This is a genomic window from Pseudomonas sp. lyk4-R2A-8 (genome assembly GCF_030209095.1).
GTDB classification, from domain to species: Bacteria; Pseudomonadota; Gammaproteobacteria; order Pseudomonadales; family Pseudomonadaceae; genus Aquipseudomonas; species Aquipseudomonas quebecensis.
The window spans coordinates 1-14,502 of record NZ_JARVSS010000031.1 but is presented as its reverse complement, the minus strand read 5'-3'; the positions used below and the strand labels follow the sequence as shown (position 1 = coordinate 14,502).

General features: G+C 61.5%; 11 protein-coding genes and 1 pseudogene. 9 read left to right on the top strand and 3 right to left on the bottom strand.

Annotation, left to right across the window (positions count from 1 at the left end):
• The first annotated feature begins 8 nt into the window (after window positions 1–8).
• Window positions 9–872 (top strand): universal stress protein UspL, encoded by an 864-nt coding sequence (uspL, locus tag QRN10_RS22560; RefSeq protein WP_285429184.1) that lies wholly within the window; start codon window positions 9–11, stop codon window positions 870–872.
• Window positions 873–944: 72 nt separating this feature from the next.
• Here uspL and QRN10_RS22555 read toward each other — a convergent pair whose 3' ends face one another.
• Entirely contained in the window at window positions 945–1,415 is a 471-nt protein-coding gene (locus QRN10_RS22555; RefSeq protein ID WP_181077924.1) for a DUF1289 domain-containing protein, read from the bottom strand.
• A gap of 398 nt (window positions 1,416–1,813) precedes the next feature.
• Here QRN10_RS22555 and acnB point away from each other — a divergent pair, with 398 nt between their 5' ends.
• Window positions 1,814–4,423, top strand: a complete 2,610-nt coding sequence (acnB, locus tag QRN10_RS22550; RefSeq protein ID WP_253511851.1) for a bifunctional aconitate hydratase 2/2-methylisocitrate dehydratase — start codon at window positions 1,814–1,816, stop codon at window positions 4,421–4,423.
• A gap of 121 nt (window positions 4,424–4,544) precedes the next feature.
• Here the strand turns inward: acnB and QRN10_RS22545 are convergent, their stop codons facing one another.
• A complete protein-coding gene (locus QRN10_RS22545) occupies window positions 4,545–5,822 on the bottom strand; it encodes a serine/threonine transporter (RefSeq protein ID WP_253507963.1) in 1,278 nt (425 codons plus the stop codon).
• Window positions 5,823–6,083: 261 nt separating this feature from the next.
• On the opposite strand from QRN10_RS22545, the gene QRN10_RS22540 reads away from it, so the two are divergent.
• The 4 genes and pseudogenes from QRN10_RS22540 to pdxR all read left to right on the top strand — a co-directional run.
• Window positions 6,084–7,037 (top strand): 2-hydroxyacid dehydrogenase, encoded by a 954-nt coding sequence (locus QRN10_RS22540; RefSeq protein ID WP_181077928.1) that lies wholly within the window; start codon window positions 6,084–6,086, stop codon window positions 7,035–7,037.
• A gap of 129 nt (window positions 7,038–7,166) precedes the next feature.
• Window positions 7,167–8,234, top strand: a complete 1,068-nt coding sequence (locus QRN10_RS22535; RefSeq protein ID WP_285429183.1) for a phosphotransferase family protein — start codon at window positions 7,167–7,169, stop codon at window positions 8,232–8,234.
• Window positions 8,235–8,243: 9 nt separating this feature from the next.
• Window positions 8,244–9,011, top strand: coding sequence for an SDR family oxidoreductase (locus QRN10_RS22530; protein WP_181077932.1), 768 nt, complete (start codon window positions 8,244–8,246; stop codon window positions 9,009–9,011).
• Window positions 9,012–9,081: 70 nt separating this feature from the next.
• A pseudogene (gene pdxR / locus QRN10_RS22525) lies at window positions 9,082–10,500 on the top strand (MocR-like pyridoxine biosynthesis transcription factor PdxR); the annotation flags it as partial.
• A gap of 73 nt (window positions 10,501–10,573) precedes the next feature.
• Here the strand turns inward: pdxR and QRN10_RS22520 are convergent.
• Entirely contained in the window at window positions 10,574–11,203 is a 630-nt protein-coding gene (locus QRN10_RS22520) for a DNA-3-methyladenine glycosylase I (protein ID WP_285429182.1), read from the bottom strand.
• Window positions 11,204–11,421: 218 nt separating this feature from the next.
• Between QRN10_RS22520 and QRN10_RS22515 the strand changes: the two genes are divergently transcribed.
• From QRN10_RS22515 to QRN10_RS22505, 3 genes are all read left to right on the top strand, one after another.
• The gene (locus QRN10_RS22515) at window positions 11,422–12,747 is read left to right on the top strand and encodes a C4-dicarboxylate transporter DctA (protein WP_181077978.1); all 1,326 of its coding nucleotides are present in this window, start codon (window positions 11,422–11,424) and stop codon (window positions 12,745–12,747) included.
• An 86-nt stretch (window positions 12,748–12,833) separates the two neighbouring features.
• The gene (locus QRN10_RS22510; protein WP_285429181.1) at window positions 12,834–13,535 is read left to right on the top strand and encodes a FadR/GntR family transcriptional regulator; all 702 of its coding nucleotides are present in this window, start codon (window positions 12,834–12,836) and stop codon (window positions 13,533–13,535) included.
• An 18-nt stretch (window positions 13,536–13,553) separates the two neighbouring features.
• Window positions 13,554–14,240 (top strand): GntR family transcriptional regulator, encoded by a 687-nt coding sequence (locus tag QRN10_RS22505; RefSeq protein ID WP_181077939.1) that lies wholly within the window; start codon window positions 13,554–13,556, stop codon window positions 14,238–14,240.
• The last annotated feature ends 262 nt before the right edge of the window (window positions 14,241–14,502 follow it).

Below are 14,502 nucleotides of genomic sequence, written 5' to 3'. Positions count from 1 at the left end.
ATCCGATCATGCAAGCCATTCGCAGCATCCTGGTGGTCATCGAGCCCGCGCATTCGGAAAGCCTGGCCCTCAAGCGCGCCAAGCTGATCGCCGGGGTCACCGGCGCGCACTTGCATTTGCTGATCTGCGACAGGAAACACGAGCATTCGGCGCTGTTGAGCCTGCTCAAGGCCGGCTTGCAGGAAGACGGTTACAGCGTGACCACCGAGCAGGCGTGGAATGAAAGCCTGCATGACACCATTATCGACGTGCAGCAGGCCGAAGGCTGTGGGCTGGTGATCAAGCAGCACTTTCCCGACAGCCCGCTTAAAAAGGCGCTGCTGACGCCGGCGGACTGGAAACTGTTGCGCGTGTGCCCGACGCCGGTGCTGCTGGTGAAGACGTCCACGCCTTGGGCGGGCGGGGTGATTCTGGCGGCGATTGATGTGGGCAACAACGACGCAGAACACCGCGAACTGCATCACGCGATCATCGACCATGGCTTCGACATCGCCAGTCTGGCCAAGGCGCAGTTGCATGTGATCAGCGCCCATCCTTCGCCGATGCTGTCGGCGGCGGACCCGACGTTCCAGCTCAAGGAAACCATCGAGGCGCGTTATCGCGAGCAGTGCAAGGCGTTCCAGGCTGAATTCGATGTGGATGACGCACACCTGCACGTCGAAGAGGGCCCGGCGGACGTATTGATCCCCCATCTTGCCCACACACTGAAAGCGGCCGTGACCATCATCGGCACAGTGGGGCGCACCGGCATTTCCGGAGCGCTGATCGGTAATACGGCGGAGGTGATACTGGACGCGGTGGACAGCGATGTACTGGTGCTCAAGCCGCAGACCTTGATGGATGACCTGGGGGCACTGGCGACCAAGGCCTGACGCCGACTCCCCCCTACCACCGAGATCCAATGTGGGTGGGGGCAAGACCCTCCCCCATTTGGATGTGTGTTGTTAGTCAGCGAGTGCATCGTTCAAGAAGGCCGGGGCGATATAGCGCTGGTAATGGGCCTCGGAGAGGATAAAGAACTCACGGTCGATGGCATCGCGCAGTTCCGGCAAGGCCCACTCGCGAAACTCCGGCAACAGCACCATGCCGTACGCCTCCAGGTTATTGATCACCCGCGCCCCGCGAGCAATCAACTGGTACGCCCAACAGTACGCGGACTGGTGCGGCACAAAACGGATCTTGCGCTGCTCCAGTTGCCCGCGCAGTTTGCCAGGGTCGAACACTTCCAGCTTGCCGGCCATCACCTGCACCAGCAGGTGCTCCAACCGCAGCCAGACCGCGCGTTTTTCTTCTTCGTTATAGCCGTTCCACTGGATCACTTCATGGTGGAAGCGCTTGCAGCCACGGCAAACGAGGTCGCCGTAAACGGTGGAGCACAGGCCTACGCAGGGGGTTTTGATGGTTTGGTTGGACATGGGCGGCGGCACGCAAATCAGTGAAACAGTGCGCCATGTTAGCCCTTTGTCTAAGGTTGATCACCCGGCAAACGTGACATGGCAACTTACCTTTAAATTTTTTTTGCCGTAGAATCATCCGGCCTTGTAAGGCGCCAATAATCCGCTGGAAGCTGTTTTCAAAGCGTCACGAGCACAGTCGTTCCTTCAGAACGGTGTTGGCGATGGTGAACGACCCGGTAGGTCGAGCATCAGCGCCAACCCTCATCAGCTCCGTTCTGCAGGCGTAAAACTTTGAAAGCAGCTTCTGTGAGAAATGCCGGCAGCGCTGGCTTTGCGGCCCAAAAAGCCCCCGAGCGCACGCGTGCCGATCATTTCTGGATGAGCGTCCCGTGGGACCACTGATGAGGGTAATAACTGTGCTTGAAGCCTACCGCAAACATATCGAAGAGCGTGCAGCCCTGGGTATCGTTCCCCAGCCGCTTAATGCCGAACAAACCGCAGGCCTGGTCGAGCTGCTGAAAAATCCTCCGGCTGGCGAAGAAGAATTCCTCGTTGACCTGATCACCAACCGCATTCCACCAGGCGTTGACGAAGCTGCCTACGTCAAGGCCGGTTTCCTGTCCGCCCTGGCCAAGGGCGAAGCCACTTCCCCCCTGATCGACAAGAAACGCGCCGTTGAGCTGCTTGGCACCATGCAGGGCGGCTACAACATCGTGACCCTGGTCGAGCTGCTCGACGATGCCGAGCTGGCACCTGTTGCCGCCGCTCAACTCAAGCACACCCTGCTGATGTTCGATGCCTTCCACGACGTTGCTGAAAAAGCCAAGAACGGCAACCAACACGCTAAAGCCGTGCTGCAGTCCTGGGCCGATGGCGAGTGGTTCAAGAACCGTCCGACCCTGGCCGACAAGATCAGCCTGCGCGTGTTCAAGGTCACCGGCGAAACCAACACCGACGACCTGTCCCCTGCCCCGGACGCCTGGTCCCGCCCTGATATCCCGCTGCACGCCCTGGCCATGCTGAAAATGGCGCGCGAAGGCATCGTGCCGGACGAGCAAGGCAAGACCGGCCCGATGAAGCAGATCGAAGAGATGCGCGGCCAAGGCTTCCCGATCGCCTACGTCGGTGACGTGGTCGGTACCGGTTCGTCGCGTAAATCCGCCACCAACTCCGTACTGTGGTTCTTCGGCGACGACGTGCCTTACGTACCGAACAAGCGCGCCGGTGGTTTCTGCTTCGGCAGCAAGATCGCTCCGATCTTCTACAACACCATGGAAGATGCCGGCGCACTGCCAATCGAATTCGACGTCACCAACATGCACATGGGCGACGTGATCGACCTGTACCCGCATGCCGGCAAAGTCTGCAAACACGGCACCGACGAAGTCCTGACCACCTTCGAAATGAAGACCCCGGTGCTGTTGGACGAAGTCCGCGCCGGCGGCCGTATCCCGCTGATCATCGGCCGTGGCCTGACCGAAAAAGCGCGTGCCGAGCTGGGCCTGGGCCCGACCGATCTGTTCAAGCTGCCAGAAGCCCCGGTCGATACCGGCAAAGGCTTCACCCTGGCGCAGAAGATGGTCGGCAAGGCGTGCGGCCTGCCGGAAGGCAAAGGCGTGCGTCCAGGCACCTACTGCGAACCGAAGATGACCACCGTGGGTTCCCAGGACACCACCGGTCCGATGACCCGTGACGAACTCAAAGACCTGGCGTGCCTGGGCTTCTCGACCGACCTGGTGATGCAGTCCTTCTGCCACACCGCGGCCTATCCAAAGCCGATCGACGTGACCACCCACCACACCCTGCCTGACTTCATCATGACCCGTGGCGGCGTGTCGCTGCGTCCAGGCGACGGCATCATCCACAGCTGGCTGAACCGCATGCTGCTGCCGGACACCGTCGGCACCGGTGGCGACTCCCACACCCGTTTCCCGATGGGCATCTCGTTCCCGGCAGGTTCCGGTCTGGTCGCGTTCGCCGCCGCCACCGGCGTCATGCCGCTGGACATGCCGGAATCGATCCTGGTGCGCTTCAAAGGCAAAATGAAACCTGGCATCACCCTGCGTGACCTGGTTCATGCCATTCCTTACTACGCGATCCAGGCTGGCCTGTTGACCGTAGAGAAGAAAGGCAAGAAAAACGCCTTCTCCGGCCGCATCCTGGAAATCGAAGGCCTGAACGACCTGACCCTGGAGCAGGCGTTCGAGCTGTCCGACGCCTCGGCCGAACGTTCGGCTGCCGGTTGCACTATCAAGCTGTCCAAAGAGTCCATCACCGAGTACCTGAACTCCAACATCACCCTGCTGCGCTGGATGATCGGTGAAGGCTACGGCGATGCGCGCACTCTGGAACGTCGCGCCCAAGCGATGGAAGCCTGGGTCGCCAACCCGGAGCTGATGGAAGCCGATGCCGACGCCGAATACGCCGAAATCATCGAGATCGACCTGGCCGAGATCAACGAGCCGATCCTCTGCGCACCGAACGACCCGGACGATGCCCGTCTGCTGTCCAGCGTTGCCGGCGAGAAGATCGACGAAGTGTTCATCGGTTCGTGCATGACCAACATCGGTCACTTCCGCGCTGCCGGTAAGTTGCTGGAACAGGTCAAGGGTCAGCTGCCAACCCGTCTGTGGCTGTCGCCGCCGACCAAAATGGACGCTCACCAACTGACCGAAGAAGGCTACTACGGCATCTACGGCAAGGCTGGCGCACGCATGGAAATGCCGGGCTGCTCGCTGTGCATGGGTAACCAGGCACGGGTAGAACCGAACTCCACCGTGGTGTCGACTTCGACCCGTAACTTCCCGAACCGTCTGGGTGACGGCGCGAACGTCTATCTGGCTTCGGCTGAGCTGGCGGCAGTCGCTTCCACCCTGGGTCGCCTGCCGACCGTCGAGGAGTACATGGGTTACGCGGCCAAGCTGGACACCATGGCCAGCGACGTCTACCGCTACCTGAACTTCGACCAGATCGCCGAGTTCCGCAAGATCGCGGCCAGCGCCAACATCCCGGTGCTGCAAGCTTAACGGTGTGTTGATGTGAAAAACGCCGCGTATCGCAAGATACGCGGCGTTTTTTTATGTCTGGAACAAGCCATTACTCAAGGCAAAACAATGGTGGGAGAGGTCAAGCCCCCTCCCACACCACTTAAGCCATCAGCGAATACACCAACGCCGTAATCGCCACCAAACCGACCGCCGTGACAAACACGTTGGAGGCCTGCCCACGGTACTTGGCCATGGCCGGTACTTTGCGAATGGCGTACATCGGCATCAGGAACAGGATCGACGCAATCACCGGGCCGCCCAGCGTCTCGATCATGCCGAGGATGCTGGGATTGAGCGTGGCGACGATCCAGCACACCACCAGCATGAAGGCGGCGGTCATGCGGTCCAGGGTTTTGGCGGCCGGGCGGCGACCGGTTTTGAGCACCAGGCCCTTGAGGCCTTCGCTGGCACCGATGTAGTGCCCCAGAAACGACTTGGCGATCGCCACAAACGCGATCAACGGCGCAGCAAATGCGATGGTCGGGTTGTTGAAGTGGTTGGCCAGGTACGACAGGATCGACAGGTTCTGCGCCTTGGCTTCGGCCAACTGGGCCGGCGACAGGGTCAGCACGCAGCTGAACACAAAGAACAACACCATCGCCACCATCAACAGGTGCGCGCGGGACAGGATCTGCGAGCTGCGCTCATCGGCATGGGCGCCGTACTGGCGCTTCTGATCCACCGCAAACGCCGAGATGATCGGCGAGTGGTTGAACGAGAACACCATCACCGGAATCGCCAGCCACAACGTATTGAGCAACGCCGCCGGCGCCGGCACCTCGCGGGCGGTGCTGAGGATGCCACCGGTCCAGTGCGGCACCAGGTACACCGCCAAAAACAGCAAGGCGACGATAAACGGATACACCATCAGGCTCATGGCCTTGACGATCACCTGCTCGCCGCAGCGCACCACGGCCAGCAGGCCCAGGATCAGCACGAACGACAGGATCGCCCGTGGCGGCGGCAGAATGTGCAACTGGTGTTCCATGAAGCTACTGACGGTGTTGGTCAGCGCCACGCTGTAGATCAGCAGGATCGGGAAAATCGCAAAGAAGTACAGCAGCGTGATCAGCGCCCCGGCCTTGATGCCGAAGTGCTCCTCTACCACGTCGGTAATGTCGGAGCCTTCACGACCGGACAGCACGAACCGCGTCAGGCCACGGTGGGCGAAGAACGTCATCGGGAATGCCAGCAGCGCCAGGATCACCAGGGGCCAGAAGCCGCCCAGCCCCGCGTTGATCGGCAAGAACAAAGTACCGGCGCCGATGGCGGTGCCGAACAGGCCGAGCATCCAGGTGGTGTCCTGGCGGCTCCAGCGCGTGAGGGTTGCAGGTGTCGTTGCATAGCGTTCATCGACGCTATTGGCCTGATCATTCATCCGGTCGGATCTCCGCATTTACACGGCCGGGACGAGTCAGAAAAACCTGACAGGCAGCGCCCCGACCATAGAAGGGCCCGGATTGTCCGGGATTCTCGTGAAGAAGCAAAGACTTAGCTGAGGAATGGTTGACCGGTGCAGGCGCTCACAGGGGCGAACGTGCCCGATCCTACGAGCAGTAAATTTTCCTTCCCGATAAAACGCTCTGTCTTACAAATCCCGCATACTGGTGCTCTCTAACCCCCAAGGAAGAGCCTTGCGATGACCACCACTGTCCTGGTCCTGGTTGAAACCATCAACGACTACCTGCCCATCATCGAGAGTAACGATTTTCATGTGATCCTGGCCCCGACGCCCGCCGAACGCGCCCACGCCATCAAGGCCCACGGCGGGCAGATCCAGGCCGTGCTGACCCGTGGTCCGCTGGGCTTGTACGCCGAGGAAATCGCCGCGCTGCCGCTGCTGGAGATCATCTGCGTGATCGGCGCCGGCTATGAACACGTCGACCTGCAGGCCGCCAGCAATCGCGGGATCGTGGTCACCAATGGCGCCGGCGTCAACGCGCCATCGGTGGCCGACCACGCCATGGCGTTGTTGCTGTCACTGGTACGGGGTATCCCGCAGAACGATGCAGCCGTGCGGCGCGGCGAGTGGCCCAAGGTGATGCGCCCGTCCCTGGGCGGCAAGCAGTTGGGTATTCTCGGGCTCGGCGCCGTCGGCCTGGAGATCGCCAAGCGCGCGGCCCTGGGCTTTGGCATGGAGATCAGTTACCACAATCGCCAACCACGGGATGACGTGGACTACACCTACTGCGCCACGGCCCTGGACCTGGCGCGCACCGCAGACTTCCTGATCCTGGCCACGCCGGGCGGCGACGGCACCCGGCACCTGATCGACCGACGTGTGCTGGACGCCCTCGGGCCCCATGGTTATCTGGTGAATATCGGACGCGGCAGCGTGGTGGTCACCGCCGACCTGATTGCCGCCCTGGAACAGCGCCGCATCGGTGGCGCAGCCCTGGATGTGTTCGACGACGAACCCAAGGTGCCCGACGCCCTCAAACGCCTGGGCAATACCGTGCTCACCTCCCATGTCGCCGGTCTGTCGCCCGAAGCCGCGCATGACACCGTACAGCGCGTGGCCGACAACCTGGTGGAGTACTTCGCCGGGCGCCCGGTGCTCACCCCGGTCGCCCTGCCCCCGCCCGCAAAATGACCGATCAGGCACGTTGATCATCGTGCAACACGCTAACCTATTAAACCGCCCCGACCTTGTGGCTGGGCGGTGGCGCGCATTAGATTAGCCAATAGTCCGAGGCCTTTAGAATAAGCAGAAGGGATAAGCATGGCGCTGAACGACCAATCCACCCAGATTCGCCCCGGCGAAGAACTCGATGCCGGCCTGATCGATCTCTACCTCAAGGCCCATATCCCGGGGTTGAACGGCACGCCTACCATCAGCCAGTTCCCCGGTGGCGCCTCCAACCTGACTTACCTGCTGGAATACCCCGATCAGGAATTTGTGCTGCGCCGCCCGCCCTTTGGGCACAAAGCCAAGTCCGCCCACGACATGGGCCGTGAATTCCGCATTCTCAACCAGCTCAAGGACGGGTTCCCGTACTGCCCCAAAGCCTACGTGCATTGCACCGATGAGTCGGTGATCGGCGCCGAATTCTATGTGATGGAACGCGTCAACGGCATCATCCTGCGCTCCGACCTGCCCGCCGAGCTGGGCCTGGACGCCGCCAGGACCGAAGCACTGTGCAAAAGCTTTATCGACAAGTTCGTCGAACTGCATCAGGTGGACTACAGCGCTTGCGGCCTGGCCGACCTGGGCAAGCCCGAAGGCTACGTGGCGCGGCAGATTCGCGGCTGGGGCGAGCGCTACGAAAAAGCCCTGACCCCCGACGCGCCGAAGTGGGAGGCGGTACGCGCCTGGCTCAACGACAAGATGCCGGCCGATCACCCCACCTCCAGCATCGTGCATAACGACTACCGCTTCGACAACGTGATCCTCGACCCGCATAACCCGATGCAGATCATCGGCGTGCTGGATTGGGAACTGACCACCCTGGGCGACCCGCTGATGGACCTGGGCAACTCCCTCGCCTACTGGATCGAAGCCGCCGACCCTGCACCGGTGCAATTGATGCGCCGCCAGCCGAGCAATGCGCCAGGCATGCTCACCCGCCGCGAGTTCGTCGACTACTACGCCGAGCGCTCGGGCATCCGGATCGACAACTTCGATTTCTACTACACCTACGGCCTGTTCCGCCTGGCCGGCATCGTGCAGCAGATCTACTACCGCTTCTTCCATGGCCAGACCCAGGACAAACGCTTTGCGCAGTTCATCCAGATGAACGCACTGCTCGAGCAAATGAGCCTGAATGTCATCGGCAAATCAGCCCTCTAAGGAACCCTCATGTCCAAGACCCACCTGTTCGACCTCGACGGCAAGATCGCGTTTGTCTCCGGCGCCAGCCGTGGCATCGGTGAGGCCATCGCCAAGTTGCTGGCTCAGCAAGGCGCCCACGTAATCGTCTCCAGCCGTAAGCTCGAAGGCTGTCAGCACGTAGCCGATGCGATCATCGCCGACGGCGGCAAGGCCACGGCGGTGGCTTGCCACATCGGTGAAATGGAGCAGATCAGCCACGTGTTCGCAGGCATTCGCGAGCAGTTCGGGCGCCTGGATATCCTGGTCAATAACGCCGCGACCAACCCGCAATTCTGCAACGTGCTGGACACCGACCTCGGCGCGTTCCAGAAAACCGTGGACGTGAATATCCGTGGCTACTTCTTCATGTCCGTGGAAGCCGGCAAGCTGATGCGCGAAAACGGCGGCGGCAGCATCATCAACGTGGCCTCGATCAACGGCATCTCGCCCGGCATATTCCAGGGCATTTACTCGGTGACCAAGGCGGCAGTCATCAACATGACCAAGGTGTTCGCCAAGGAATGCGCCGAATTCGGCATTCGCTGCAACGCGCTGCTGCCGGGCCTGACCGACACCAAGTTCGCCTCGGCACTGGTCAAGAACGACTCGATCCTGAAAATGGCCCTGGCACAGATCCCCCTCAAACGCGTGGCCGCCCCCAGCGAGATGGCCGGCGCGGTGCTGTTTCTGGCCAGCGATGCGTCGAGCTACACCACCGGTGTGTCGCTGAATGTGGACGGTGGTTTCCTGTCCTGAGTGCTGCCACAGCGCGACAGATCGATTTGCGGGTAACCTTGGCGCAGATCGATCTGTCTCAGGATGAAACATGGAACTGCACCTCATCATCAACGGGCGTAAAGACCTGGCGGCCCAGCTTTATCAACAGTTGCGTGAAGCCATCTGCGCCGGGCGCCTGGCGGCGGGTGCGCAACTGCCACCCAGCCGCTTGCTGGCCAAGCAATTGGGCCTATCGCGCAAGACCGTGTCCGATGCCTACGCCACGTTGACCTATGAAGGCCTGCTGGTAGGCAGGATTGGCCGTGGGACCTTCGTCAACGCATGGGCGCCGCAGCCTGATCGCGTGCAGGCCGCCACCGACCTCGCGTGCGCCGCCAACCTGGCGAAGTGGCAAGCGCTGCCCTCCCCCATGCATCACCCCGCCGGCGACAAGCGCCTGCGCTATGAATTTATCGGCGGCGCCACCACCCGTCAGCAGTTCCCTCAGGATGAATGGCGCCGCTGCACCCAGCACGCCCTGCGGCGCATCGCCGAGCACAGCGGGTTCTACAGTCAACCCGCAGGGCTGCCGGAATTGCGCAGCGCCATCGCCGGGCATATCGCATTTTCACGCGGGGTCAATTGCCGCGACAGCGACATAGTGGTCACCAACGGCGCGCAACAGGCGCTGGACCTGCTCGCCCGCGTGGTGCTGGAACCGGGCAGCGTCGTCGCGATGGAAGACCCCGGCTACAGCCCCGCGCGGCAGTTGTTCATGGCGATGGGGGCCAGCGTCGCCAGCGTTCCGGTGGACGACCAGGGCATTGAGGTGGACAAGATCCCCGACGGCACGCGGCTGATCTATGTCACGCCCTCGCATCAATTTCCCCTCGGCATGCCCATGAGCCCGGCGCGGCGCGAAGCCTTGCTGGCGCGGGCGTTCGAGCTGGGCGCGATCATCATTGAGGACGACTACGACAGCGAATTCCGCTACGAGGGCCGCCCTACCGATTCGCTGCAAAGCCTGGACGGCCGCGGGGTAGTGGCTTACGTGGGCACCTTCTCCAAGACCCTGCTGCCCGAATTACGCCTGGGCTATGTGGTACTGCCGCCGGCGATCCACGGCGCGGTGCTCAAGGCCAAGCAACTGACCGACCAGCACAGCTCCACGTTGCCGCAATGGGCGCTGGCCAAATTTATCAGCGACGGCTATCTGCTCAAACACATACGCCGCTGCCACGCGGTGTACGCCGCGCGCCGCGAACGCATCCTGCAGCGCCTGGCGGGCGATCTGTCGCCGTGGTTCGAAGCAATACCCACGGTGGCCGGTTTCCACCTGGCTGCCCTGTGCAAGGTGCAGGTAAATATTGCACGGCTGAGGGAGCTGGCGCGGCAGGTGGACGTCGGCTTGTACCCGCTGGAGGTGTTCTTTCATGACGCGCCGGTGCGTAGAGGCTTGATTGTCGGGTTCGGTGCCATTGAACTGCTCGATATCGACCCGGCCCTGGACAAGGTCCGCGATATTCTGCTGACGATGGATATACCCATGCCTATCGGGGTTAAGCCTCCTCCCACAGTTTCAACCGCGCCGAGTCGGCAATTCAGGGGCGCTTGAACTGGCACCGCAGCGCTTCAATCCGCGGGCGACATGCGCATCCTTCGAGATGATCATTGACCATCCCCATCGCCTGCATCAGCGCATACATTGTGGTCGGCCCCACGAACGTCCAGCCACGTTTCTTCAAAGCCTTGGATAAACGCACCGAAGCCGGCGATGTCGGGTTGCCGGTCCAGTAAGCCAGGTCCACCACGGCCGGGCGCTCTTCCGGGCCGGGCTCGAAGGCCCATAACCACTGCGCCAGCGAGCCGGTCTCCTCCACCAGCTCACGCGCGCGGCGTGCATTATTGATCGTGGAAACGATTTTGGCCCGATTACGCACGATGCCTGGGTCCTGCATCAGGCGCGGGATATCCGCCTCGCCATACTGCGCCACGCGGTGGAAATCAAAGCCGTCGAACGCCGCACGAAACTGCTCGCGCTTGCGCAGGATGGTGATCCACGCCAGTCCCGCCTGAAACCCTTCCAGGCAGATCTTCTCGTACAACTGGCGGTCATCGGCCACCGGCACGCCCCACTCATGGTCGTGGTAATGCAGGTACTCCGGCGCGGCACCGCGCCAGGCGCAGTGTCGGTGCCCATGCTTATCGGTGCTCAAACCTGGTGTGTCCATTCGCCCCCCTTCTGTGCCGAGCGCCGGATGATAAGCGAAAAATTTTGCACGCCGCCAACCGCTCAAGCATCGCCCTTACCGACCCACTGGTCAGACCGGGACCTGCCAACCGCCGAATTATTACTTGTGATTTCAAAAAAACCCGGCGTAGACTGGCCCCGCACTGGACTTACCGGTATGACCACAACAATTAAGCCCTGGAACCACCAGGGCACCGAATAGAGATCCCTCCCATGCTCAGATGGTGCTCGCGTTCGATTTTCCTGCAAGTCGTGATCGGCCTGATGCTAGGCGTTGTTTGCGGCCTGGCCCTTCCCGAATTCTCTTCGCAACTCAAACCCCTGGGCGACGGCTTTATCAAGCTGATCAAAATGCTGATCGGCCTGATCGTATTCTGCGTGGTGGTCAGCGGCATTTCCGGTGCCGGCGACCTGAAAAAAGTCGGGCGCATCGGCCTCAAGTCGGTGATCTATTTCGAAGTGCTGACCACCATCGCCCTGGTGATCGGCCTGGTCATGGCCTTCAGTACCGGCATCGGCACCGGCGCCAACATCCACTTGGAACAGCTCTCCTCCGCCGGCCTTAATGAACTGGCCGACAAGGGCCAGCACATCCGCGGCACCAGCCAGTTCCTGATGGACCTGATCCCCAACTCGGTGATCGGCGCCTTTGCCGACAACAACGTGCTGCAAGTCCTGCTGTTCTCGGTGCTGTTCGGCAGTGCGTTGAACCTGGTGGGCGAAGCGGCGTCGGGTATCTCGCGACTGATCAACGAACTGAGCCATGTGATTTTCCGCATCATGGGCATGATCGTGCGCCTGGCGCCGATCGGCGTGTTCGGCGCGATCGCCTTCACCACCAGCACGTACGGCCTGGACTCCCTGCAGCATTTGGGCAGCCTGGTCGGCCTGTTTTACCTGACCTGCTTTGCCTTTGTGGGATTGGTCCTCGGCGTGGTGATGCGCCTGTCGGGCCTGCGCATGCTGCCGTTGCTCAAGTACCTGCGCGAAGAGTTGCTGATCGTGATGGGCACCGCATCGTCCGACGCCGTGCTGCCACAGATCATGCGCAAACTGGAACACCTGGGCATCGGCAGCTCCACCGTGGGCCTGGTGATTCCGACCGGGTACTCGTTCAACCTCGACGGGTTCTCGATCTACCTGACCCTGGCCATCGTATTTATCGCCAATGCCACCGGCACACCGCTGTCGATGACCGACCTGCTGACCATCCTGCTGGTGTCGCTGATCACCTCCAAGGGCGCCCACGGCATTCCCGGTTCCGCACTGGTGATTCTGGCGGCGACCCTCACGGCGATCCCGGCGATTCCGGTGGTAGGCCTGGTGCTGGTGCTGGCAGTGGACTGGTTCATGGGCATCGGCCGCGCGCTGACCAACCTGATTGGTAACTGCGTCGCCACTGTCGCCATTGCCCGTTGGGAAAAAGACATCGATATCCAACGCGCCAACAAGGTGTTGGACGGCCAGCAAGGGTATGCCTTCCAGGCCAAGAAACCGGTATTGCCGGCGCATCAGGAATTCTAACGCTGTCTCATGGGCAACACTGGCTGATGCGGGAGGGCTTGCTCCCTCCCACCTGACTGTATTAGCAACATTAAGGAAGTATCGACGTGATCAGCAGCTCAACCGTCGTCAATTCAGTGGTAGAAAAACTCCGCGCCGCCCTGGCACGAGGCCAATGGCGCCGCGGCGAAATGCTCCCCGGCCAGCGCGAACTGGCCGAACAGATGGGCATCAGCCGCCCCAGCCTGCGTGAAGCTGTGATCGTGCTGGAAACCCTGGGCCTGGTGCGCTCCATGCCCGGCAAAGGCGTGGTCGTGCTGGAAACCAGCGTCAGCGAACCGCAGTCGAGCGATGCCGTAGCCGACGCCAGCCTCGAAGATATCCTGCAACTGCGCTACACCCTCGAACCCTTTATCGTCGGCCTGGTGGCCCAGTCCATCAGCAGCAAGGAAGTCGGCCAGTTGCGCCTGACCCTGATGGACATGCGCGAAGCCCTGGATGCCGGTGACGCCGAAGCCGGCATGAACGCCTACGTCGACTTCCACGAGGAGCTGTTCGCGCTGACGTCCAACCCGATCTTCCAGAACGTGGTGCAGCAGACCCGCAACGCCCTCAAGCAAAGCGCCCAGGTATTGCGCAACTCGCCTGAACACCTGGCCGAACGCCTGCAGGAAAACGAGGCCGTGGTGCGCGCGATACGCAACAAGAACAGCGCCCTGGCCAGCGCCGAAATGCGCCGGCATATCCTGCAGGAAGGATTGCGCATGGGCATTGCACTGAACATTCCGGACGACCTTCTCGGCAGCTGATTTTTTTGGAGACAGTCCATGACCGCTCACGCCCTGCAACGCGACCCGATCCAGCCAGCCCTGCGCCTGGTGGCCGGTAAAAAGCCATCGGTGGACGACATCTACCCGCAGTTGTTCGATGCCATCCTCGAACAACGCATCGCTCCTTCCAGCCGTTTTACCGAAGAAGGCCTGGGCGACACCTTTGGCGTGAGCCGCAGCGTGATTCGCCGGGTGCTGGCCAAGCTGTCCCATCAGCAAGTGATCATCCTGCGGCCCAACCAGCGCGCCCAGGTCGCCGCGCCGGACAGTCTGCAAACCCGACACATCCTCGAAGCCCGGCGCATCACCGAAATCACCGTGGTACAGCTGGCCTGCGCCCAGGCTACCCCGACACAGATCCGCCAACTGCGCGAGCTGATCGCCCGCGAGCGCGAGTGCATCGAACACGACCAGCGTGGACCGGCGATTCGGTTGTCCGGGGAGTTTCATCTGCAATTGGCGGCGATGGCAGGCAATGCGCCACTGGCGCAGTTCCTCAACAGCCTGGTGCCGTTGACGTCGCTGGTCATCGCCCAATATGAAGCGAAAGCCTGCACGTATTGCGCGTGGCAGGAGCATGTGGCGATTGTGGATGCGATTGAGCAGCGCGACTCAAACACTGCAGTGACCCTGATGACCCAACACCTGGATCACCTGGAAAGCAAATTACTGAAACACCACTGACCTTCAGATAAATGAAGATCCAAATGTAGGAGGAGGCCTGCCCCCATGGCAGTGTGTCAGTCAAACTAACCATGGCTGATACACCGCTATCGGGGGCAAGCCCCCTCCCACAGTTTTGTCCGCGCCAGGCTTGGTGCCAGGGTGCTTTCTATGCCTCTTGTCAGCCAAGACCGCACAAAAACCTGAAGTCAATTCAGATCCAAATGTGGGGGGTTGCCCTCCCACAGTTCTGTCCGCGCCAGGCTTGGTGCCAAGGCGCTTT

Bases quoted from the DNA above. Each gene is read 5' to 3' on its own strand.
- QRN10_RS22555 (WP_181077924.1), bottom strand. From the start codon at position 1,415: ATGTCCAACCAAACCATCAAAACCCCCTGCGTAGGCCTGTGCTCCACC.
- QRN10_RS22520 (WP_285429182.1), bottom strand. From the start codon at position 11,203: ATGGACACACCAGGTTTGAGCACCGATAAGCATGGGCACCGACACTGC.
- QRN10_RS22540 (WP_181077928.1), top strand. From the start codon at position 6,084: ATGACCACCACTGTCCTGGTCCTGGTTGAAACCATCAACGACTACCTG.
- QRN10_RS22505 (WP_181077939.1), top strand. From the start codon at position 13,554: ATGACCGCTCACGCCCTGCAACGCGACCCGATCCAGCCAGCCCTGCGC.
- QRN10_RS22535 (WP_285429183.1), top strand. From the start codon at position 7,167: ATGGCGCTGAACGACCAATCCACCCAGATTCGCCCCGGCGAAGAACTC.
- QRN10_RS22545 (WP_253507963.1), bottom strand. From the start codon at position 5,822: ATGAATGATCAGGCCAATAGCGTCGATGAACGCTATGCAACGACACCT.
- QRN10_RS22530 (WP_181077932.1), top strand. From the start codon at position 8,244: ATGTCCAAGACCCACCTGTTCGACCTCGACGGCAAGATCGCGTTTGTC.
- uspL (WP_285429184.1), top strand. From the start codon at position 9: ATGCAAGCCATTCGCAGCATCCTGGTGGTCATCGAGCCCGCGCATTCG.